Raw genomic sequence first — 21,948 nt, forward strand, 5'->3', positions numbered from 1 at the left:
TACAAGTATGATCAATGATGCAATAGTAGCTTGTTTTATACTATTACGAATACAGATTCCTTAAATACAATTCCCCTTCCTTAAATTTAATACAAGCAAAAACTGTGCCAATGCTATTTCTTATGAATAGCCAACATTCTTTTATTAATACTGTAGAATAAAATATACATAGATGTTTCAGCAATGTATAAATATTTTGACACAAACTCCTCTTTTTACGATGAAGGATTCGTTAGAAATTATTTTTGCATTAGCCAGCAAATAGTTTTCAACTAACCCCATTCAAAAAGGTAAATAAACATATTACAAAAGGATAATATGTTTACTTACCTTTTCCTATTTTATATAGATAACAAGCTATCTGTTGATAAAAACAACGTTAATTAGCATTTTGTTACATCAGTTCATATTATGATACTCATTTCTCTTTTTCAGATAATCCTTTTCACATTGTAACGGTTTGTATTCCACCTTTTTCCCTTGCTTCTTTTTCGTTTCGGTAACAACCCATTCCCCTTTTTCAAGTTCAAGATGTTTTATTACATTTGTATCGTCTATTTCTTTATAAAGTACAAATGCTTCAAGCGGCTTTACAAATAACCTAGGCTCTCCTCTATATCCACCACTTTCAAAAACTTTAGTTAACGAATTATAATAAGTATCATCAACCCGGCCACCATACATTACGTGTGCAGCTTCTAAATCTTTTTTACTTACTTCCCAAAAGCTATTTTCATCAAAATTCAAATTAAACGTGGATCTAATATCCCTCATTATATTTTTCACATACTTTTCATCTCGAACTTTTCTTTCTTTGAGACAATCCGAAGATAAGCTTGGTGCATCTGATTGGGAATGTACAACATGTTGAATAGATACACATAAAACAAATACGCTTAAAATATACAATAGTTTTTTCATATTTACGTATCACCTCAAATAATGTAGATACTATATTATTTGAGGCTTAAGATATTCTTATGCTATAAATGAGAAATGTCCTATAAAATAGACTTTTTATAGGACATTTCCTTTTAATATTGCTTTATTAGATTTACCGGTGAAGCAAGTACTTTACTACTTTTCACATCATATAATCCTATAGGCGTTACCCGTATAAAAGGCAAGTGCGTCGCAGAAAAGAATAAAATCGTAAATGCTGGATCGTTATAGGCATATCCTCGCTCTTGTAGTAATTTCACCATTTTTTTCTCTTTATATATTAATTCGCTCATTTTTAAATCGGACATAATCCCGAGCAACGGTAATGCAATTTCGTGTAACACTTCATTTCTTTCCGCTATTACCATACCGCCACCTAGCTCTTTTACTCTATGAAAAGCTGTAAGCATATCTTCTTTACTTTTTCCAATAAGAATGATGTCACCTGTACCAGAATAAGAACTTGCAAGACCTCCTAATTCTTTCGCAAAACCTTTCACAACTGTATTCACTCGCCAAGTGCCATCACGAGCAATCATCATAAGGAAACATTCATCATGCTCAATAGAAAGTTCCTCACCGTTTAAGTCGATTTCAGTTACATATGGTTTTGAAATAACATCATTTAATAATTTTATACCTGTTGTTTCAGAAAAAATCATATCTTCTTTCTTTAAAGACCAGTCTAGTTGTAGAGGGGTTACTTGAAATTTATCCCATTCTATACGTAATGCTTCATTTTTGTTTACTCCGTTACGCTTCACCCATCGTCCCTTTGCAATTACACTAATCGGCACCGGGTTTTCTTTACTTTCCAAAATATTAATATTTGCAATTCTTCCTGTCGCAATCGAGCCGTGTAAATGTTCCATATTATAATAACGAGCAATATTATAGCTTGCCATATTATAAGCATCAATTACTGGTATTCCTTGCTTAATCGCTATTTCTATCAATCTATTTGTCATTCCGTTTTCATAAAATGACGGATGTGAACCATCTGTTGTGAACATGAATCTATCAAATTGTTTAACACCTAGTTCTAGCAATTCTTTTACTAAAATTTCTAAATCTGGACGGATAGAAGAATTTCTAAGAGAAACGGTGTAACCTTGCATAAGGCGTGTTAATGCTTCCTGCCCTGTCATCGCTTCATGATCACAATCCGTACCTAACAATTTTAACTTGGCTAAAGTTGTTTCAGACGCTCCGGGAAAATGACCTTCTACTTTCTTCTGTAATCGTTTTGTTTCCTGTACCCAATTTAACATGTCCTCATCGCCGTGTAATAGTTTTGGCCATGCTGTTAGCTCGCCGCCTTGAAGAACATCTTCATGGTTAAGCCATTCCATTATTTCTTCACTATTAAATAAAGATTGGCCATTTTGCAGCTCAGTCTGTCCATCGAAACGACACCACCAATACATACTTGCTGGAATCTTTTTAAATTCATCTAATAATTGAAACGCTACTTCACGCTGTAATGTGAAAAATAAAGTTAGATTATCATTAATGAAAGTTGTTGTCCCAAATTGCATCGCATGATTTGCTAAAGTCTCTGGATTATACAACTGATATGGATGCGCATGCGGTTCTATGTAACTTGGAACTATATACTTCCCCTCGCAATCAATAACTTCACAATCAGTTAATCGCTCTGGCAGTTTTTCTCCTACGTATACAATTCGATCATCATATACCCAAATATTCGCTATCGTCCATTCACGTAAGTATGAATTTAAATACGTTGCATTCTTTAATAAAATGTGCGGACTTCTCGTGCCATCTAGTACTTCAACATGTTCTCGTAATTGCTTATTACTCCATTTATAATGATTTTGTCCCAATGTACTCAACTCCAAATCTATTAATTGTTATATTGGTTAAAACGAGAAATAGTTAATCAACTAAAGTATTCTCCATTCATAACTCCCCTGTATAAATCCCTATAACCTTTATTATATGGAATGGTTGCAAAAATAACAATTTTCAGAATTAAAGGTATACCTCTTTGCTCCAAAATAAAAAGGATGTCATGCAACTGACATCCTTTTTATTTTTATACTAAGCAATAAGATTGATTTTCACTTTGAAATACACTTGATGCCATATCATAGATGCTAATACTGTCCATAGTTACAAAATTTAAAAAGCACCTCTTTTATATACAACAATAGCAGAATCCAATTCATTTTCTTTTTTCTATTTATTAAATTCAATTTTCATCATTTTATTAAACTGCGTAATAATATCAATCGCACCTAAAGAGTTAATACTGACAGCCAATGTATGTTTGCCCCCAATTACTCCCCCAACAAAAGTTGTAAACCCAGGAATTGCCCCTCCGTGACCCCAAATTGAAACACCGTTTGGAAGTTTAGTCTCATAGATTCCAAGACCATATCCGTCACCAACGCCTTCTCCTTCTGTAGGAACTGTAGTAAGCATTTCTTTTAATTGATTCTCCTTCAGTAACTTACCACCGAGTAGAGATGAAAAGAACGTATTTAAATCGTCCGCATTAGAAATCATATCTCCAGCTGAATTAGCTAAACTCGGATTATAATACGTTATGTCTTTCAACTCGCTTGTTCCGTCAATTTTCATATACCCTCGAGCATGATTCTTTCCTGGGATAACGGTTGAATTCCCTGGTAAAAACGTATTTGACAGATCCAAAGGTTCAATAATTCGCTTTTCAATTTCTTCTGCATAACTATTTCCAGTTATTTTTTCAATAAGCATTCCCAATATTACGTATCCTGTGTTTGAATACGACCACCCCTTACCTGGCGAAAAATCAGGTGGTAGAGAAAGCCCCATTTTCACTATTTCTTCTGCTGTATACGTTTTTTTCGAATTCATTATGTCAGCGTCTTTTGACTTTAAATATTCAGCTATACCACTCGTATGATTCAAAAGTTGACGTATCGTAATTTGATTGCCATCATACCCATTTCCTTGAATGAGACCCGGTAGCCACTTTTCAATTGGATCGTCAAGTTGTATACGATTTTCTCCTACTAATTGAAGAACAGTCGTGGCAGTAAACGTCTTCGTCACGCTACCAATCCGAAAACGATAATCCGATTTCATTGGTTTCTTTGTACTTAAATCCGCCACGCCAGCAGCATAGCTACTAGTTTTTCCGTTGTTAAACGTCTTAGCTAATACCCCTGGTGTTCCAAACTGTACTGATTCCTGCATTACTTGTTTCCAGCCATTCCGATTCTTTTGATCATGTGATTGTGACGGACTTGATATATTTTGTACTGACTCTGCTTTCACAGTAAAACCTGGTGTGAATAGAGTAGTACCTGCTAATAGAACTGACAAACTTGCTAGCTTTATTGAATTACATTTTTTCATAAGGCTCTCTCTCCTCTATTAATATCGTATTGATTCAAGTTATACTCTAATCCTATATGATAAATCTCTCTTTTTTCTTATCCATTCCTTACGAAATACTTACGTTCAAATCTTGATACGATAAGCTGAGAAAGAGTTGCGTATGAAACTAAAAAGGTAAAATGAAAATAAGGACAGTCACTTAACTGCCCTTATTTTCATTCCACCTCGTCTTTATTATTTTTAAGATGATTCATTAATTGTGTTCGCTTCAAAGGTACATATATGTTTGTTTCAATAACATATATTTTATCCTGATTGGATTATCTTATGAATATAATGAGTTCATATTAAGATTAACAATAAAAAAGAACGTGTTTTCATTTTTTATGTAAACACGCTCTCTTAAATATTTAAAACCCTATATCAATTTTTTATTCCATTCTATCCTTTAAATCACTATTCTCTATTCACTTTTACCATCCTGCACTAGCATTCATACCATTTCCAAGAATAGTAAGAAATAGTGGCCACAATACTGGTCCTAACGTAAGAAATATATTTAGAAGTATAAGTATTCTATATCCCACGGTAAAATTATGATTCTTACGATTTACCAATACTAAAATAACTAATAATATTATGGTCGTTAAAAATAAAAGTAGAATTAGCAACCAATACCAAACCATTAAACTGAGACTCCATGGTGTTAATAGCTCGTGTATTATACCAAATGTGATTCCTAATACTCCAAAACTAAAGGTAGTAACTGTTGATTTTATAAGCAATTTATTTAATGTTTTTTCGTATGTATTTTTACAATATAAATCTATTAAAGTGTATAAAGATAAATATGCCATTAATACACCTATCCAAGACAATAGCCAGTCTCCGCCCCCTCTAAATAACATGAACAGCAGCCAACACATCCCTACTGCAGAAAAAGCAAAGGAAATAAGTATGCTTTTCAATCCCGGTTTCATTATATTTTCACACCCTTAAAAATAAATTATACGTTTTTACTAAACTCATGTAATTTTTTATTAACATGCTACCCATTAATCGTTTAGCTTTAATACATCCTTTTTTCATTCTATATTAATAAAACAAAGATACACTCATGAACAATTAAAGAAGCAATACTCTACAAAGAGTTACATATAGCTTGTATATTCTTTTTCCATTGGTAGAGATATTAAAAAATTAACTATACATTAACATGCAATTAAATATAAGTAAATTAATTTTATTTACTTATATAATTTTTACATTCAGATTAACCCCGCCACCTTTTTTATCTTGATATAGTACATTCTACTATTCATACCGACCTTTTCCATCCCGTTCTATCCACCGCACAGTCTTCTCTACATCTAATTCCGTATACGTCTTTTCACCATAGCGAACAGACTCATATATCGGAATAATATCTCTCGTTCGACATATTCGTTTTAACCATTGTTGTATCGTTTCATAAGACCTTCTCTGTTCATGAAATGGTAAAGTTCATTCACATCAAAATATTCGAGGCCAATGACATCTCCAGGCAAAGTATCAGCTGTGAATTGAATTCTTTGAAACTTAGCGTCCACACTTTTCGCTAAAGTTGTTTTTCCTGTCCCGGGTACATCTTCTAATAAAATATGTCCTCTTGCTATAAGAGCTATAGCTGCTAGTTCAATCGATTCATTTTTTCCTATAATAACCTTCGAAATATTGCTAGTGATTTTCTTTAATGTGCTCATATATTTATCTCCCGCCTCTTATATTTCTGAAAATTAAGATTTTTTCCAAATTATAACACATTGTTTTAAAAGGAAATATAGGAATAACTTATATAAAAACAAAAAAGATGACCCCAGCAATATGATATGATCCCCTTATAGTAGACAGTTGAAAGAAAGTTACTTTACTGTTTATTATGGAGGGGATTTTTTATGGGGAAAATTAGAAGAACTTTTTCAATTGATTTTAAAATGAAAGCTATTGAATTGTACTTACATAGAGGAATTGGAAGTAAGCTAATTGGAAAGGAATTAGGAGTTACATATTCAGTTGTAGATAGATGGATTAAAAAATATAAAAATGAGGGTATTCTGGGCCTACAAGAAAAACGTGGAAGATCTAAACAAACAAATGAAATAAGTCAAGATGCTAGAATACAACGATTAGAAGCGGAAAATGCATACTTAAAAAAGCTATTAGATACGAAAAGGGGGATGAGATCAAAAAAAGTAAATCAGTAGAATATGAGGTCATTCATACCTTAAAACAAAATTTTTCAATTGTATTGCTTTGTGAAATTGCAGGTGTTTCAAGAAGTGGATATTATAAGTGGAAAAAAAGAATCAACAATCCCTCTGAAAAGATGAAAGAGGACCAATTTATCATGTCTAAAATAGGAGAATGCGAACGAGATCCAGATATAAATGGCAGCTATGGTTACCGAAGAATTTGTATATGGCTCAAAAAGTATTATGGTTTACAGGTAAATCACAAAAGAGTATATCGTTTAATGAGGAGAATGGGGCTACAAGCTAAGATTCGAAAGAAAAAGTGGCGGCATTTTGGTTTAAAAGAACAATGCGTCGTGTCGGAAAATCTGTTAAACAGAGAGTTTTCAACTACAAGACCAAATGAAAAATGGGTTACAGATATAACTTATCTTACCTTTAATAATAAGCGCATATATCTTTCAGTGATACTAGATCTTTACAATAACGAAGTTGTGGCCTACCAAATGAGCGAATACAACAATTTAAAATTAGTTACAGATACAGTCAATAAAGCCTTAAGAAAAAGAAAAGCCTGCGAAACAGTATTACATAGCGACCGAGGTTATCAGTATACGTCAAAAAAATATAACCAATTACTTAAAAAGCACAAAATAACTGTGAGTATGTCTAGGAAGGGAAATTGTTACGATAATGCATGTATAGAGAGCTTTTTTAGTCATTTTAAGGCAGAATGCTTTTATAGACATACCTTTTATGAAAAGGCAGAAGTTTTTAAGGCCACTAAAAGATATATAAGCTATTACAATAACAAAAGATTTCAAAAAAGATTAAACAACCTTAGTCCTATTGAATTTGGAACTAAGGCTGCTTAATGAAAAGGCACCTAATCTATTACTGTCTACTTGACAGGGGTAAGACCAATACGCCAAAGTCACCTTCTGTAAACCATATTATTTTACTAACTCTCCATTATAAACTTTTATATTAAGCGGAGCAGTTAAAAATTGTTGTGCTTTACTAACGAAAGATGTGAAGTGTTCACTCGTATTATGACTCGCAACTGCTGCTTCATCTTTCCATACTTCTACCATCGTATAAACATTTTCTTTTTCTGTATCTTTATATAAGTCATAAGATACATTTCCACTTTCTTCTCTTGAACCATGGATGAGTGGCTGAATTTCTTCTAAAAATGATTGTTGTTTTGCTGGATTCACTTGAAATATTGCGTGAATAATAATCATGGTGTTTCCCCTCTCATATCTCACTTATTTCTATTTGTGTAAAATTACTTCCACTCAGCAACTTTTTCAATTGGAAGACGTACTGATGGATAACCACTGTCAGCAGCTTTTCCGATTGAAATTAACATAACTGGTACGTGGCGTTCTTTATCTAATCCGAATGCTTCTGCGATTTGGTCTTTTTCAAATCCACCAATTGGGCAAGTGTCATAACCGTGAGCACGAGCTGCTAGCATAAATTGCATTGCTACAAGACCACCATCAATTAAAACTGTATCTTTCATTACTTCTGGTGTAACCATTGAGAAGTAACCTGAAAGTTTTTGTATTTGATCTTCTTTTACTTCAGCTGGCATTAAACCACGCTCTACTGCTGTACCGTAAATTTCTTCTGCGTTATCAAAGTTGTTTAAGTCACCAAATACAGCGATCATTGCTGAAGATGTTTCTACTTGAGATTGATTGAATTTCGCAAGTGGCGCAAGTGTTGCTTTTGCTTCGTCACTTTCAATAACTAAGAATCTCCATGGTTGCATGTTTACAGAAGATGGTGCAAGTGTTGCTTCTGTAAGAATTTCAGTCATCTCTTCTTTACTAATTTTCACTGAAGGATCGTACTTACGAATTGAACGACGTCCTGTTAAAATTTCGTTAAAATCATTTGTTTTTACTGAGTTAGTCATAGTTGTATTCTCCCTTTTTTATAATTCTTTTATGTTTTCTTGAATGCGGTCTAACATCGTTAAAAGATTGTCGCGCTCTTCTTCACTTAATCCTTTAAATGCTGAAGTAGCGAAACGCTCTTTTTCCTCTTGATACACTTGAATTTTATTTCGCCCCTCTTCTGTAAGAGAAACTAACGTAATTCTGTTATCATCTGGATTTTTACGTCTTGTAATCATTCCATTTGCTTCCAGCTGTTTTAAATGCCTCGTAATCGCGGCATTATCAATATTCACTTCTTGCTGAAGTGCTTTTTGACTAATTTCATCTACTTCATATAACTGAAGTATAAGCTCTAGTCTAGATTGACTCATACCCGTACAACCTTCAAACTTCGAACTTACTTCTTTATTGAGGAAGTGTAATTTATATAAAATTATTGCTTCTTTTGAGCATGAACTTGTCAAATTACCCCTCCTTTACATCCAAACCAAAAATGTTTGATGCATCAATAGTTGATATGTCAATTAATATAATCTATATCGATTTATAATGCAAGCATTTTGTTTTTCCTGTTTATTTTTTAATGTTCGCCTATTAATATTTTTCCAAAACAAGGGACTTTATCACATTACAAAAAATGTTAATTGCATTATAATAGTACTAATTTAAATGACTGGAGAGTGATTGTAATGCGGCAATACACAAATAGAAATGCGGAAATAAAAATGGAAAATGAAATGAGGATATTTATATATGACAACAATAAATATAGGGATTGTCGCGCACGTAGACGCTGGCAAGACGAGTTTGACTGAGCGTATTCTTTATGAAACGAATGTGATTAAAGAAGTTGGCCGAGTAGATAGTGGCAATACGCAAACTGACTCAATGGAATTAGAAAGACAACGCGGAATTACGATTAAAGCATCTGTCGTTTCTTTCTTTATTGATGATTTAAAAGTAAATGTCATTGATACACCCGGACACGCTGATTTTATCGCTGAAGTGGAACGATCATTCCGCGTTTTAGACGGTGCCATTTTAGTTATCTCTGCCGTTGAAGGTGTGCAAGCACAAACGAAGATTTTAATGCGAACACTACAGAAACTAAACATACCGACTGTTTTATTTGTAAATAAAATAGACCGTAGTGGCGCAAATACTGAAAAAGTTGTGAAACAAATAAAAGCAATTCTTTCAAAGGATGCATTCCCCTTCTACTCTGTAGAGAACGAAGGGACAAAGGAAGCTCGTATTATTGAATATAAGTCATATGACGATTGTATTGAACGATTAGCACCATATAAGGAATCATTGCTTGCATCATATGTAAATAACGAAATAGTACCGGATGCACTATTAAGAAAAGAACTCGAAAAGCAAATACAGCAAGCAAATGTGTTTCCTATCTTTTTTGGTTCAGCAATGACAGGTATAGGTGTAACTGAACTACTTGAAAATATTTCAGCCTTAATTCCAACTACTAAATCGGCACAAGATGAAACATTATTCGGTGTTGTTTTTAAAATTGAACGCGAATCTTCTGGGGAAAAGATTGCTTATGTAAGAGTTTTTTCTGGTTGTTTACACGTTAGAAAATATGTTGATATTCAGCGCAGTGAGTCTCTGTCACATAAAGAAAAGATTAAAAAAATGTGCATATTTCATAATGGAAATGCAATTCAAGCTTCTACTGTTCAAAATGGAGAGTTTTGCAAAGTGTGGGGACTTACGAATGTTAAAATTGGTGATATTATCGGTGAACGGACAGATTATATTAAAGACATTTACTTTGCCGAACCGCAAATGGAAGCAGCAATCGAGGCAGTTCCTAAAGAGCAAATTCATGATTTATACGCTGCACTTATGGAGCTATGCGAAGAAGATCCACTCATTAAAGTGTGGAAAGACGATGTTCATAATGAACTATACATTCGCCTTTTCGGTGAAGTACAAAAAGAAGTTATCGAAACAACACTTTATGAAAAATACAATTTACAAGTTACTTTTTCAAATACGCGCGTTGTATGTATTGAAAAACCAATTGACATAGGGAATAGCGTTGAAGTAATGAGTGAAAAAGAGAATCCTTTTTACGCAACAATCGGCTTCAAAGTGGAACGTGGTGTGCTTAACTCTGGTATTACGTATAACTTAGGCGTTGAACTTGGATCACTACCTTTAGCATTTCATAAAGCGATTGAAGATACAGTATTTCAAACGTTAAAACAAGGTTTATTTGGATGGGAAGTTACTGATATTATCGTCACGTTAACACATACTGGTTATGCAAGCCCTGTTACAACAGCGAGTGACTTTAGAAACTTAACACCGCTCGTATTAATGGCTGCTTTAAAGCAAGCTGAAACATGTGTATATGAACCATTAAACGAATTTGAATTAACTGTTCCAGAGCACGCAATTAGTACCGCAATGTATAAACTAGCTGCCATTCCAGCAACTTTCGCAGAGCCTATATTCTATAATGACTCTTACCATTTAACAGGATTATTACCTGTTGCGAAAACAGAGAATTTTAAACGACTGCTCCATTCATTTACCGAAGGAGAAGGTATCTTTATAACAAAGCCAACTGGTTTCACAAAGCTGAAGGCTCCCTTCCCTACTCGAAAACGTGTTGACTTTAATCCGCTAAATCGGAAGGATTATTTGCTTCATGTTTTGAAGGCTTATTAAATTAAAAAAGAGGTGCAATTCGCACCTCTTTTTGCATGTATTGAAAACTTAAATTAGTTTGTCCTCACAACTTCTTTAAGTCTCTCTATTACTTTCGCTATAGCTTCAATCGAATTTTCTGTTTCAAATTCCCCAACATTTAAAGAATGGTTTGCATTTTTGACAATTTCAATCTTTAACTTGGATTGTTCTAATTGATCCATTTGATTTGCATTGTATTGATGATCTTTGTCTCCAATAACTAATAGCCCTTCATGATGACTATGTAAGATGGAATCAAAAATCGCATCAAACGTCAGTAAAGGTGTAAGTAATATCATCTTTGACTGTACGTATTCTTCTCTCTTCATTAAATCATTCGCAATTGGGATTGTTCCGAGTGATTTTCCTAAAAACATCGAATTGCTATATTGCCCACTTTTTAGCACTTCAATAATGACAGGATTAATATCATCCATCATTACTTTCGTTATTTCTTCCATTGGTTTTTCCATTAATTGTCCATCGTAGGAATAATGAATATGTACTACATCTATTTTATTTTCAAGCATAAGCATCGTTGCATAATAGAATAACGGTTTATCATAATTGTAGCCTGAACCTGAGAGCATAAAACAAATTGTATTAGCACCTTTTTCGATATGTGTGTAACGAATGACTTTATCATCTATATGTATCTCTTTTTTAGTCCCCTTCACCGTTTTCCCCCTCCGGACATGTTTACTTTTGTAAAACGATATGTTCTGTATGAACTGATACGTCCTTTACTTTCTCTTTTATAAACGCTGGCTGTAAGTTATATGCATCTAACTCTTCTACCGGCACCCACTTAAACATATATGTTCTACCCTCTTCATTCAGAATATAGTGGTCGGCTCCATTCGCGGGTAATTCATGCAGCTCTACTTCATAGTAAAAGCTAATTTCATGAAACTTTCGCTCAGAAAGTGTAAAGAAATTTTCTACTGACCATATTAACCTCTTTACTTCAATTGGAACAGCTAGTTCTTCTGCAAGCTCTCGTTTTAACGCATCTTCACTATTTTCTAACATTTTCACTCTTCCGCCTGGTACATACCAAAAATCTTCACCGTCACCTTGCAGAATGAGTATTTTATTATCCTGTTTACAAATTGCTCCGACTCGGTAATTAAAACATGTTTCCTCTACTTTAAACGTAAGATCCATCCCGATTTTCCCCTATCTATTAAATATCGAATTATTTCAAAACTATTATGTATGTACTGTATAAATAAGATTACTAAATTTTTCTATTCCGTTCAATGATTTTTGATTTTTTCAAAAACTCGATACACTTGATTTGTCATTACAAGTAAATATACATATGTTACAATCACATTGCACACTAGAAAACATTATGGGGGTACGAATGGAAACGTTATTAATCCAGCAAACTGAGAAATCAAATAAGTTTTGGAAAATCGTTGTGAAAGATAGAGACTACGTTGTGTTTTACGGGAAAATTGGCACAGCTGGTAGTGTGAAAGCGAAAGAGTTTGAAACAGAAGAAGAATGTATAAAAGAAGCTAACAAACTAATCACTTCCAAACGAAAAAAAGGATATACAGACCCTATTCTAGGGGAAGATTACATAAAAGAAAAAACGATAACGGAAGAAGAATTTTGGGAGCTACTCGCTCGTGCCAAAACGAAAGGTGAAGATCAAGAAGAACAACTAGAATGGCTTACTTCTCACCTTGCTAAACGTACAGTACATGAAATTGTAGCTTTTGACACACATATGCATCGCATATTAAAAGATTCCTATACGTCTCGTTTATGGGCAGCGGCCTATATTATTATGGGTGGTTGTTCGGATGATTCTTTTGATTACTTCCGTGGATGGTTATTGTTCCAAGGAAAAGAAGTTTATGAAGCGTGTATTGAAGATCCAGAACTGTTAATTCCTGCGTTAGAAAATCTGAGCGAGTATGACGTTCCAAACATTGAAGAACTTTCTTTATATTTCGGTTTCACTGTATATGCAGAAAAAACCGGGGATGAAGATGATACTTACTTTACACTTTATCATGTCTTATCTAATCAAGAATTCGACGAGATAGATATTGAGTTTGACTGGGATGAAGATGACGAAGAAGGATTGAAAAAGATGTTTCCTAGACTGTGGGAGATGTACGGGGAAGAACCGATTGAGTGGTAGATTTACATACGAAAAACGCCTTGTTTCTTTAGTAACAAGGCGTTTTTTATTAATACTATGGTTAAATTGTTATTCTCCCAGTCCCCCACCACTTCATAAACATTTCTCCTCCTTATGTGCAATCAAGTATATTCAAATGGCTCATCTAAATTTATTGATACCACTTTTCTAACAAACCCTTCTCCCTCTCGCCTGAAATACCTGCTTTTAATTCCCATTCATCCATACTCTTCATCCAGTCATACACGTCTTTAACTGTCTCTTCTAACCTTCTAAAAGTAAGCCCTTCTTTAACGGCACTCTCGATACTAATAGAGAATCCACCTTTCCACGGATCTGTTTCACCTTCTAATGCAAAAGTTTCAGGAAGCCATAATGGCATTTTCGTCCATGGCTGCACTTTATTCTCATGCATAAATGATTCATCAACCCAAACGAATTCAGCATCACTATTCGTAACTTTTTTACACGTATTTAATAGCTCTTCCATCGTCAATTCATCATTTGGACCTGTTATATTGAATGTACCTGCTTTATTATTTTCTGCCATGTTTAGTCCAAAGCTCGCAACATCTTTTATATCAACTAACTGTACTGGACGGTCTTTTCTTCCTGGCACTAACACTTTTCCGCCCTTTGCTACGCGCTGAATCCAGTATGGAAGCCGATCTGTATAATCAAACACTCCCGAAAGAAGTCCCGCTCTTACGTGTAAAACATGCCCCGGCCAATACTTCTCTGCCTCTTTTTCACATAATACTTTAAGCGCACCATAATGCTCGTAAGGCGATATTTCACCATTCTCTACAGCCTTTATCTGATCACTCGTCGGTTCGGGTTGTAATATATAGTCTTCTTTTATGTGATGAGGGATCCAATCTTTATATACGGAAATGCTTGAGATAAATATATAGTGTTCAATATTATCTTTAAGTACTTCTCCAACATTCCTAATATGATGTGGAGAAAATCCACACGTGTCTATGACAACATCCCATTTTCGATTTTTTAAACTTGATACATCGTTATTTCTGTCACCGATTAACTGCTCTACTTTAGGAAAAATTTCTTTGTTTGTTCCACGGTTGAATAATGTAACTTCATGCCCTCTCTGTAAAGCCTCATCTACAAATGCTCTTCCTAAAAATCGTGTACCGCCTAGTATTAGAATTTTCATGGTTTTCCCCCATTCGTGATTAAAAATCTATTCTTTTGTTTAACGATTTTCTATTGTGGAAAGTTACGGATGAATAATTTATTTTTTCACTACACTTTCAAATCCATATACTAAAAAGAAACCATTTTAAAAAGTTAATCGTCATGGTTTCTAAAATAAAAAGTAAGTGTATTTTATATGTATCTTAGCTGAATTGCTAACTCTCATTCTGTTCATTAATTCTTTAACTCCGCACAACTTCCCCATCAACTAACTCAATAATTCTATTACACTGATTAGCTACTTCAATATCATGCGTTACAATAATAATCGTTCTTCCTTCTTCATTTAGTTGTAATAATAGATTCATAATTTCTTCTCCCGTTTTCCTATCTAAATTTCCAGTCGGTTCATCGGCCAAAATTAATTCTGGTTCGCCTACTAACGCTCTTGCGATAGCTACCCGCTGTTGCTGACCACCTGATAGTTCATCGGGTGTTTTATGCATTTGTTCTTTTAAACCTACTTTTTCCAAATAGAACTTCGCCTTATTTTCTCTTTCCCGTTGCTTTAACTTTCTATATGTTAGCGGTAGTGCTACATTATCCAGTACAGTATGTTCTTTTAACAACGCAAAGTATTGAAAAATAAACCCGATTATTTCATTTCTTGTTTTATGAACTTTATTCCTTCTTATTTCACTTAATGTTTTACCATTTAAGGAGTATTCCCCCTCATTTGGCATATCAATTAACCCTATAACATTTAATAGTGTACTTTTGCCTGAACCTGATCGACCCATAACCGCTATAATTTCGCCCTTGTTTATCGTTAAGTTTATACCGTTTAACGCGAACGTTTTGTGATTCTTGTTGCTATACACCCTTTTAATATCTTTTAGCTCAATTAAACTCATTATTCCATCCCTCCTATTAATGTTTTAGGTTCAAGCTTCCTAATAAACCAGAAGACAATGAAATTTGAAACAATGATGATAAGAAGTAAGAATAGGAATACTAAAAATAATATTGGTAGATTTAAATTTAAGTCTAGTACAGATGCCACATTTAAGTCCTTTGAAAATTGTAGATGAGCCTCATATCTCCAAAGAAAATACACCATGGACATAACCATGCCAGCTATCGCAATACATATGTTTTCTAAAACAATTTGAAATAACATCCCATACTTACTCTCTCCAAGGACCATCTTAATACCAAATTCACGCTTCCTCATGATTATGGAAACGATTGTTGTTACGACAATTCCCGCCATTATAAATAAAATAATTAGACTTCCTACTATAAGTCCAATAATTTCAGAATGTCTACTACTAGTAACATCTTCATTTATTTCTTCACCTAAATTTTTCAGGTATAACGTAACGTCGTTTCCTTTAAGTTGAATCGTTTCTTGTAGTTTTTTTACATCTGCATCTTTTCGTAAAGTTAGAATCGTACCTTGATGTAATCTTAAAAAAATCGATTCATAATTTTCATATCTATCAATCGGCATGGGCATTATCATTGCCTTTTCTAACTTTAGGTATGTGTTCGCTCCGTTATTATTTACAATGAATTTATTTTCCGGCAAAAAACCAATAATTGTATATTGATTATTGATTGTATCCCCTATGCGAAAGTACTTTTCAAAATAAGAACCAACTAAAACATTCATTTTTTCTCCACTGTTTTTTTGAAAATCTTGATGTGAGAATCCTTTTTCAGTTTTTATAGGTAAGTTCAGTAATTTATAGTAATTTTCATCTACTATGATTGTCCTAATAGTTGGACGTTCCTCATGATATGTTTTATTTGTCAAATCAGTAAGCATGCTGTCTTTCAATGGTCTATTGCTTGATTCTAGTTCGATTATTCTCTCTTCGTATGTACCATACGAAATTACATCTTTATTTTGTTGAATTTTATTGTAAATCTCTTCTATATGCTCTTTATTAAATTGTTCTTCTTTCAACCTATCCGTAGTCATATCAAAAGTAATTAAATATGTAATGTCCTTATTTAACACTGAACTGGAGTTATTGGTGAGATAGTATAAATTGTAAAAAATATTGACTGAAACAGTTATTGTTGATAATCCAAACGTAAATTGTAAAAGGAGAAACATCGAGATTAGCAATCTGTTTTTCAAGGCTATTAGAGCACTTTTTATTCTCATCATATTTTTTACTCCTTTAAGGCTTTAGCAGGTTCAATGTTAATGATTTGGATGAATGAAATTACCGAGGTGATGAAAGAAATAGAAAGAGCGATACATACACTCATCACAATATGAAAGAAGTCTATACTAATGTGAAAACCTATAGAATGTATAATACTTTTACTCAGTGCACTTAACATCCATTGAATACATGTTGCACAGATCGCTGCAGAGAGTGCACATATAAATAATTGGCTAAATATAAAAACAAAAAGATTCAAATTACTTGCTCCCAAAGCTTTCCTTAAAGATATACTCTTTCTCTTCTTATAAATCCAAAAATAACTCACAATAATACAGTTAATTAAAGCTATGAAGAGCAATCTATACGGAATACTTAACTGCTCTGTCATAGCTTGACTTGAGTTTTTTTCGTTCTTGTAATTCTCGTTTTCATTTACCACTTTAATCTCTTTGTTGTTCTGTTTAATTTGCTGAACGAATGTATCTATCTCTTTTTCAGGGTTTTCGTTAGATCTAATTATCATTTGAAATGTTTGTTCATTTTGTATACGTCGTTTTATCTCATCTGGCATGTCATTTAGTGGTACGAAAATTTTATTATTATATTCATATTCAGTATTCGTTCCACTCACTCCTTTAACTGTATACTCTCTACTAAATAGTTGTATTGTTTCAGAATCTTTATAAAGACTCTTTCCCACAATTACACTATTTGCTTCATCCTGTTTAATACGAGAGCCTTTTACTAACGGCGGAGACCAGCTCTTATTATTAATAAGACCAATCATAGTCACATGACCTAGATCTGGAATTTTACTATTAATATCATTTGTAATAACACTAGCGTTTGTAAAGTTAGCTTGTGCTAGCTCTTGAATTTCATTAAAACTTAATTCCCCTTTACTCGTAAGATGAATAGAATAGTAATATTTAAAGTAACCATTTTTACGCTCATAAAATTTCTCATCATAATACTCACGAGTAGATATAGCTATTAGTATCGGCAATATCGTTAATACAAATCCAATAAGTAACATAATGAATATTTTTCTGTTCACTGCTATTTCTTTTAAAAGTAGCTTCATATTCCCTCCGCATTTAAAAAATAGTGAATTAGATATTTCTCCATTTGCCACCGTTTTAATGGTTTTTATTAGACATGAATGGACTTTTCTTTTTACTATGCAATTACTGAGTGAACCTAATTCATCGAGATACATTAAGGAAATTAACTAATGATGTTTGAATTAGAGTTTACATATGTACGGAAATATTTAGTATTTTCATTATACTTAGAAAAACACGCCATAAAATTAGGTATGGAAAATTTTACATTCCCAAAACATAATTTACATTCAATTAATAACAAACCTCTATTCCTTATGTCTATTCATTACTCTATAGCGTAAAGTCATCCAATCTATGAAAATGCTTATTTATACGGAAAATGCTCCTGCCAAGTTGACAGGAGCATTGCTTTTTCAAAATTTATTTACTTTTATATACTTGAATTAAAATTAATATGAAGTCCAGCCGCCGTCTACAGAAATCACTTGTCCGTTTACGAAACTAGCTTCGTCTGAACCTAAGAAGATAGCCAGTTGTGCAACTTCTTCTGGTTGTCCAGCACGTGGATTAATTGCCATACCTAATGCTTGGCGGCTCGCACCAAATTCGCTCACATTTGTCATTGTAGAAGCAATGTTTGTTATGACTGCTCCAGGAGCGATACCGTTACAACGGATGTTGTTGTTCGCATACATAAAGGCAGTGTTTTTTGTTAGGCCAACGACCGCATGTTTAGATGCTGTGTAAGCGGCACCAGCACGTGCACCATATAATCCACCTGCAGAAATATTATTGACGATCGTACCGTGTCCTTGTTCCAAGAATAGATTCACTGCAATACGCATTGTTTTCATTACAGATACTGTATTCACAGAGAAAACCTTCTCCCAGCGTTCGTCTGAAACTTCACCAACAGGCTCCATTCCATCCATGATACCTGCATTATTAACAAGAATATCTAATTTCCCATAAGCTTGTTTTGTTTCATCGAAAAGACGTTGGACATCTTCATCGGAGGTAACGTTTGTTTGAACAGCAATGGCCTCTGCACCTGTAGCTTTAATTCCTTGTACTACATGTTGAGCCCCTTCTAAGTTTAAGTCTGATACAACGACTTTTGCTCCTTCTTTTGCATAACCTTCTGCAATTGCTTTCCCCATGCCTGACGCAGCACCAGTGACAATTGCTACTTTACCTTTTAATCTCATCTGAAACGGCCCCCTTTGTCTTTTATTGCACAGTTGTTCAATAAAAATTATAATAATATAAAAGAACGCTTACAATGAGCAAAAAAACGATAAATGTTCAATAATTAACAAATCGTATGAAATGTGTTCAATAAGAGGTGAAAAAAATGATGCGTACAGATATGCGTATTGTGAAAACAAAAGAGGCGTTACATAACGCATTGTTAGAATTATTAAATGAAAAAACTTTAGAAGTCATCTCCATCTCGGAAATTTGCAGAAAGGCAAAAATAAATCGTGGTACATTTTACTTGCATTATAAACAAGTAGAAGATTTATTTGAGGAGTATTTTAAAGAAATTACAGCAGATTTGACACGTTCTTATCAAGAACCTTATCGCTACGTATCAGTATTGAAAACTAGTAAATTAGATCCTTCTACAATTCGAATTTTTCATCATATCGAAAAATATAAATCATTCTATAGAATTGTTTTTTCCAAAAAGGTTCCTTTAATGTACTATTATTTATTTTTTGAGGAAATAAAGCATTTGTTACTTCAAGATAATGAGGCTTTGCTTAAAGAAGGAGTGAACCATTCACTTTATTGTTCCTACCAAGCAAATGCGATTATTGGCATCATTATTGAGTGGTATCAAAATGATTTTTCTTATAATACAAGTTATTTAAATGATCAACTTGTTCAATTTTTAAATATGGGAGTAGACGGTTAATTTAAAACAAAATTGTTTTATGAAATTTTTCATTCCGTCTATTTTCATTTCATATATAATTAAAATATCGGATATTCGATTAACAACTTATATATACTTAGGTAGGTGAAAAATATTAATAGAAACATAGTTTATCATTCAACATTATGTATTTATTTTCTCACATCGATTGTATATATCATCTTGCTGAACATAGAAAATGGTCGTAATTATTTGGGATTTACGATGGTTGTTCCGCTTTTAGCAGTTATTTTGTATCAAAAATTATATAAGAAACAAAAAATAGTTCATACATTGGGAATTTCACGTCCAAAAATAAAAACACTAATCTTCTCCATTTTATTTCCACTACTTCTAGGACTATGTCTCCATTTTTATTTTTATATTTATGATATTAAGTTCTTATATAATCATTGGAATGAATTAGGATTTCTCTTACTCGTTGGTCTTACAGTCGGATCTTTATCTGCATTATTAGAAGAGATTATATGGCGCGGAAATTTTCATTACTATTTACGAAAAAAATATTCATTCATACACACAGCTATTATTACAGCTTTTCTCTGGTCTTTATGGCATATACCAGTAGCAATCTTTTATAAAAATTATGAGTTTTGGTTTGTAGGAATATTAAGTTATTTCTCGTTATTATTCATGTTATCTATAATTTTGACGTACACGAGAGAGTATGGTCATTCTGTAGTACCACCCGCAATTTTACATGGTATGTTTAATGTATTTTATTTAACAGATGGATTGCAAAACAAGTGGGATGCCAGCCTAATAGAATTTATTAAATTTATCTTGCTAGCAATTGTGCTCGGCATGATGTACCTTATACCTCGAAAAGTTAAAGAATAGTTAACAATTACAGAAAAAAGGTATCACGGGGATGTTTTATTTTTCACTACAATTTCTAAGTTCCCTCTTTCGCATCTTTTAATTTTTCATTTTTAATTCCTAATGTAGCGAGAGCTAAAAAAGAAACCCTTTTGAAAAATTAATCAAAAGGGTTTCTTTTTATATTAACTTTTCATTTTATTAAAAGAGATATAAATAAATTATACTACTCTATTGTAATGCTCCAATCACCATCTGCTTTTACCGCAAAGCTATACATCCCTGAATTCTTGAAAACTTGAGAAGATGACCCTTCATACGTACCAATTTTATTTACTAACAAATTCTGATCGTTCACTTTAATAATAAAATTCCTTGAACCTGTATGTTTTAATTTAACAATGTGGTTTCCACTTGGAACATCGATGAAAACTACGTCATCACCATGACCATTAATCGTACCTGGAACCTTTTCAGATACAGGTGGTGTTTCTTGTGTTACAGTAGCATTCCAGTTGCTACTTGATTTTACTTCTAAATAATATTCTCCACTTACCGGAATAGCAGTAGATACTTTTCCTGAATAATTTCCGATAGTGTTTACTAGCAATTCTATCGTCTTACCACTACTATCTTTTAGATGTACAATAAAGTTTCTTGAACCCGTATTATTAAAATCAAAGAATACTAATCCTGAATTTAGTTGCATTTTATTTGTGACTGAGTCTCCAGAACCTTCCATTTTATTCTTTTTACTTTCATATAATTCCTTTAATTGCTTATTCGCTTCTTCATTTGCAATTCTTTTTTCTTCGTTCATCCTATTTTCTTCATCTTTAATGAAATTCCCTAATAATTCTTGATTATTTAATGTTTCAACTTTAATTACTTCCTTTGCATTTAATACTACTGCTACAATTTGTCCCTCTTTAGTATCAAATGTGTATAATCCAGCTGGATTATAGTTATTATAATTTCGTACTTTTATTTTACTCTCTTCTTTTTTATCATCAAATTCCTTAGTACTCATACCAGTAATAAACAAAGATTTTATTTCTTCTGTACTATACTCTTTATATATAGGCTCTTTATCTTTCTTTACTTCATCCGACGAAGTTACTTCTTCTTTTTTTGAATCCTCTTCATTTGTCGTTTCCTCACTTACTTTCGATTCATTTACCGTAAAAGTGTCCTTTTTCGGAACAAATACAATACAAATGAATGCAACTGAAAAACATCCGAGACATGCTACAATTGCTTTCATTCTTTTTTGCCAGTCCATTCTCTTATGAAATCTAACAATGAATAACCCACTGATTATCATTCCTAATACTAATAAAAACATAAAAATACCATACATACCTAAATACCTTCCTTTTCCCTTCTTACAACAAAACACCCTATTTATTCATGCGGAAAATGCACATACCTTTCTCCATTCCAGCTATGATATTAACATATTA

The 21,948-nt window shown here is 33.0% G+C and carries 21 protein-coding genes and 2 pseudogenes; 6 read left to right on the forward strand and 17 right to left on the reverse strand.

The features are described 5' to 3' along the window. Positions 1 to 399 precede the first annotated feature (399 nt). From MHI07_RS14040 to MHI07_RS14065, 6 genes and pseudogenes are all read right to left on the reverse strand, one after another. Entirely contained in the window at positions 400 to 921 is a 522-nt protein-coding gene (locus MHI07_RS14040; RefSeq protein ID WP_340824499.1) for a hypothetical protein, read from the reverse strand. Between the two features lie 113 nt (positions 922 to 1,034). Further along, entirely contained in the window at positions 1,035 to 2,789 is a 1,755-nt protein-coding gene (locus MHI07_RS14045; protein WP_340824501.1) for an adenine deaminase, read from the reverse strand. Between the two features lie 355 nt (positions 2,790 to 3,144). Beyond that, positions 3,145 to 4,311 (reverse strand): serine hydrolase domain-containing protein, encoded by a 1,167-nt coding sequence (locus MHI07_RS14050; RefSeq protein ID WP_340824503.1) that lies wholly within the window; start codon positions 4,309 to 4,311, stop codon positions 3,145 to 3,147. Between the two features lie 455 nt (positions 4,312 to 4,766). Next, positions 4,767 to 5,273 (reverse strand): DUF3902 family protein, encoded by a 507-nt coding sequence (locus MHI07_RS14055; protein WP_340824505.1) that lies wholly within the window; start codon positions 5,271 to 5,273, stop codon positions 4,767 to 4,769. Between the two features lie 334 nt (positions 5,274 to 5,607). Then, positions 5,608 to 5,796: pseudogene (locus MHI07_RS14060) on the reverse strand (signal peptidase II); the annotation flags it as partial. Then, positions 5,796 to 6,035, reverse strand: a pseudogene (locus MHI07_RS14065) (AAA family ATPase); the annotation flags it as partial. The pseudogenes MHI07_RS14060 and MHI07_RS14065, both read right to left, overlap by 1 nt. A gap of 192 nt (positions 6,036 to 6,227) precedes the next feature. Here MHI07_RS14065 and MHI07_RS14070 point away from each other — a divergent pair. Both MHI07_RS14070 and MHI07_RS14075 read left to right on the forward strand, forming a co-directional pair. After that, on the forward strand, positions 6,228 to 6,536 hold the full coding sequence (locus MHI07_RS14070) for a helix-turn-helix domain-containing protein (RefSeq protein ID WP_078175295.1): 309 nt from the start codon (positions 6,228 to 6,230) through the stop codon (positions 6,534 to 6,536). Further along, positions 6,515 to 7,399, forward strand: coding sequence for an IS3 family transposase (locus tag MHI07_RS14075; protein WP_254866035.1), 885 nt, complete (start codon positions 6,515 to 6,517; stop codon positions 7,397 to 7,399). The genes MHI07_RS14070 and MHI07_RS14075 overlap by 22 nt, the downstream gene beginning before the upstream one ends. Positions 7,400 to 7,477: 78 nt before the next feature. Here the strand turns inward: MHI07_RS14075 and MHI07_RS14080 are convergent, their stop codons facing one another. The 3 genes from MHI07_RS14080 to MHI07_RS14090 are packed head-to-tail and all read right to left on the reverse strand — an operon-like array spanning position 7,478 to position 8,901. After that, a complete protein-coding gene (locus MHI07_RS14080; RefSeq protein ID WP_340824507.1) occupies positions 7,478 to 7,771 on the reverse strand; it encodes a putative quinol monooxygenase in 294 nt (97 codons plus the stop codon). A 44-nt stretch (positions 7,772 to 7,815) separates the two neighbouring features. Further along, positions 7,816 to 8,454, reverse strand: a complete 639-nt coding sequence (locus MHI07_RS14085; protein ID WP_340824509.1) for a nitroreductase family protein — start codon at positions 8,452 to 8,454, stop codon at positions 7,816 to 7,818. A gap of 18 nt (positions 8,455 to 8,472) precedes the next feature. Beyond that, a complete protein-coding gene (locus MHI07_RS14090; protein WP_000204168.1) occupies positions 8,473 to 8,901 on the reverse strand; it encodes a MarR family winged helix-turn-helix transcriptional regulator in 429 nt (142 codons plus the stop codon). A gap of 289 nt (positions 8,902 to 9,190) precedes the next feature. On the opposite strand from MHI07_RS14090, the gene MHI07_RS14095 reads away from it, so the two are divergent. Further along, positions 9,191 to 11,134 carry a translation factor GTPase family protein gene (locus MHI07_RS14095; RefSeq protein ID WP_340824511.1) on the forward strand — a complete coding sequence of 648 codons (1,944 nt, stop codon included), beginning with the start codon at positions 9,191 to 9,193 and terminating at the stop codon, positions 11,132 to 11,134. A gap of 53 nt (positions 11,135 to 11,187) precedes the next feature. Here the strand turns inward: MHI07_RS14095 and MHI07_RS14100 are convergent, their stop codons facing one another. Together MHI07_RS14100 and MHI07_RS14105 are read right to left on the reverse strand one after the other, a co-directional pair. After that, positions 11,188 to 11,832, reverse strand: coding sequence for an alpha/beta hydrolase (locus tag MHI07_RS14100; RefSeq protein ID WP_340824513.1), 645 nt, complete (start codon positions 11,830 to 11,832; stop codon positions 11,188 to 11,190). A gap of 22 nt (positions 11,833 to 11,854) precedes the next feature. Further along, on the reverse strand, positions 11,855 to 12,322 hold the full coding sequence (locus tag MHI07_RS14105) for an NUDIX hydrolase (RefSeq protein ID WP_002110576.1): 468 nt from the start codon (positions 12,320 to 12,322) through the stop codon (positions 11,855 to 11,857). 202 nt (positions 12,323 to 12,524) lie between these two features. On the opposite strand from MHI07_RS14105, the gene MHI07_RS14110 reads away from it, so the two are divergent. After that, positions 12,525 to 13,316 (forward strand): DUF4240 domain-containing protein, encoded by a 792-nt coding sequence (locus tag MHI07_RS14110; protein ID WP_340824517.1) that lies wholly within the window; start codon positions 12,525 to 12,527, stop codon positions 13,314 to 13,316. Between the two features lie 151 nt (positions 13,317 to 13,467). Here the strand turns inward: MHI07_RS14110 and MHI07_RS14115 are convergent, their stop codons facing one another. The 5 genes from MHI07_RS14115 to MHI07_RS14135 form a co-directional block, all read right to left on the reverse strand. Then, complete coding sequence (locus tag MHI07_RS14115) at positions 13,468 to 14,493, reverse strand: SDR family oxidoreductase (RefSeq protein ID WP_340824519.1); 1,026 nt, start codon at positions 14,491 to 14,493, stop codon at positions 13,468 to 13,470. Between the two features lie 223 nt (positions 14,494 to 14,716). Continuing rightward, positions 14,717 to 15,388, reverse strand: coding sequence for an ABC transporter ATP-binding protein (locus MHI07_RS14120; RefSeq protein ID WP_340824521.1), 672 nt, complete (start codon positions 15,386 to 15,388; stop codon positions 14,717 to 14,719). After that, a complete protein-coding gene (locus MHI07_RS14125) occupies positions 15,388 to 16,650 on the reverse strand; it encodes an ABC transporter permease (RefSeq protein WP_340826903.1) in 1,263 nt (420 codons plus the stop codon). The genes MHI07_RS14120 and MHI07_RS14125 overlap by 1 nt, the downstream gene beginning before the upstream one ends. 8 nt (positions 16,651 to 16,658) lie before the next feature. Next, the gene (locus MHI07_RS14130; protein WP_340824523.1) at positions 16,659 to 17,741 is read right to left on the reverse strand and encodes an ABC transporter permease; all 1,083 of its coding nucleotides are present in this window, start codon (positions 17,739 to 17,741) and stop codon (positions 16,659 to 16,661) included. A gap of 432 nt (positions 17,742 to 18,173) precedes the next feature. Next, positions 18,174 to 18,932 (reverse strand): SDR family oxidoreductase, encoded by a 759-nt coding sequence (locus tag MHI07_RS14135; protein WP_002200050.1) that lies wholly within the window; start codon positions 18,930 to 18,932, stop codon positions 18,174 to 18,176. Positions 18,933 to 19,078: 146 nt separating this feature from the next. On the opposite strand from MHI07_RS14135, the gene MHI07_RS14140 reads away from it, so the two are divergent. Together MHI07_RS14140 and MHI07_RS14145 are read left to right on the forward strand one after the other, a co-directional pair. After that, complete coding sequence (locus MHI07_RS14140) at positions 19,079 to 19,645, forward strand: TetR/AcrR family transcriptional regulator (protein WP_088078835.1); 567 nt, start codon at positions 19,079 to 19,081, stop codon at positions 19,643 to 19,645. Positions 19,646 to 19,750: 105 nt separating this feature from the next. Next, entirely contained in the window at positions 19,751 to 20,506 is a 756-nt protein-coding gene (locus MHI07_RS14145; protein ID WP_340824525.1) for a CPBP family intramembrane glutamic endopeptidase, read from the forward strand. A gap of 205 nt (positions 20,507 to 20,711) precedes the next feature. Here the strand turns inward: MHI07_RS14145 and MHI07_RS14150 are convergent, their stop codons facing one another. Then, complete coding sequence (locus MHI07_RS14150) at positions 20,712 to 21,830, reverse strand: tripartite tricarboxylate transporter TctB family protein (protein WP_340824527.1); 1,119 nt, start codon at positions 21,828 to 21,830, stop codon at positions 20,712 to 20,714. Between the last annotated feature and the right edge of the window lie 118 nt (positions 21,831 to 21,948).

It is taken from the genome of Bacillus sp. FSL H8-0545 (assembly GCF_038006105.1).
GTDB lineage: Bacteria > Bacillota > Bacilli > Bacillales > Bacillaceae_G > Bacillus_A > Bacillus_A cereus_U.

What these genes read in the sequence shown, in the direction of transcription:
- MHI07_RS14135 (WP_002200050.1), bottom strand. Translation starts at nt 18,932, where the DNA reads ATGAGATTAAAAGGTAAAGTAGCAATTGTCACTGGTGCTGCGTCAGGC.
- MHI07_RS14040 (WP_340824499.1), bottom strand. Translation starts at nt 921, where the DNA reads ATGAAAAAACTATTGTATATTTTAAGCGTATTTGTTTTATGTGTATCT.
- MHI07_RS14140 (WP_088078835.1), top strand. Translation starts at nt 19,079, where the DNA reads ATGATGCGTACAGATATGCGTATTGTGAAAACAAAAGAGGCGTTACAT.
- MHI07_RS14150 (WP_340824527.1), bottom strand. Translation starts at nt 21,830, where the DNA reads ATGTTTTTATTAGTATTAGGAATGATAATCAGTGGGTTATTCATTGTT.
- MHI07_RS14095 (WP_340824511.1), top strand. Translation starts at nt 9,191, where the DNA reads ATGACAACAATAAATATAGGGATTGTCGCGCACGTAGACGCTGGCAAG.
- MHI07_RS14125 (WP_340826903.1), bottom strand. Translation starts at nt 16,650, where the DNA reads ATGAGAATAAAAAGTGCTCTAATAGCCTTGAAAAACAGATTGCTAATC.
- MHI07_RS14105 (WP_002110576.1), bottom strand. Translation starts at nt 12,322, where the DNA reads ATGGATCTTACGTTTAAAGTAGAGGAAACATGTTTTAATTACCGAGTC.
- MHI07_RS14130 (WP_340824523.1), bottom strand. Translation starts at nt 17,741, where the DNA reads ATGAAGCTACTTTTAAAAGAAATAGCAGTGAACAGAAAAATATTCATT.
- MHI07_RS14085 (WP_340824509.1), bottom strand. Translation starts at nt 8,454, where the DNA reads ATGACTAACTCAGTAAAAACAAATGATTTTAACGAAATTTTAACAGGA.
- MHI07_RS14115 (WP_340824519.1), bottom strand. Translation starts at nt 14,493, where the DNA reads ATGAAAATTCTAATACTAGGCGGTACACGATTTTTAGGAAGAGCATTT.
- MHI07_RS14080 (WP_340824507.1), bottom strand. Translation starts at nt 7,771, where the DNA reads ATGATTATTATTCACGCAATATTTCAAGTGAATCCAGCAAAACAACAA.
- MHI07_RS14055 (WP_340824505.1), bottom strand. Translation starts at nt 5,273, where the DNA reads ATGAAACCGGGATTGAAAAGCATACTTATTTCCTTTGCTTTTTCTGCA.
- MHI07_RS14120 (WP_340824521.1), bottom strand. Translation starts at nt 15,388, where the DNA reads ATGAGTTTAATTGAGCTAAAAGATATTAAAAGGGTGTATAGCAACAAG.
- MHI07_RS14050 (WP_340824503.1), bottom strand. Translation starts at nt 4,311, where the DNA reads ATGAAAAAATGTAATTCAATAAAGCTAGCAAGTTTGTCAGTTCTATTA.
- MHI07_RS14070 (WP_078175295.1), top strand. Translation starts at nt 6,228, where the DNA reads ATGGGGAAAATTAGAAGAACTTTTTCAATTGATTTTAAAATGAAAGCT.
- MHI07_RS14110 (WP_340824517.1), top strand. Translation starts at nt 12,525, where the DNA reads ATGGAAACGTTATTAATCCAGCAAACTGAGAAATCAAATAAGTTTTGG.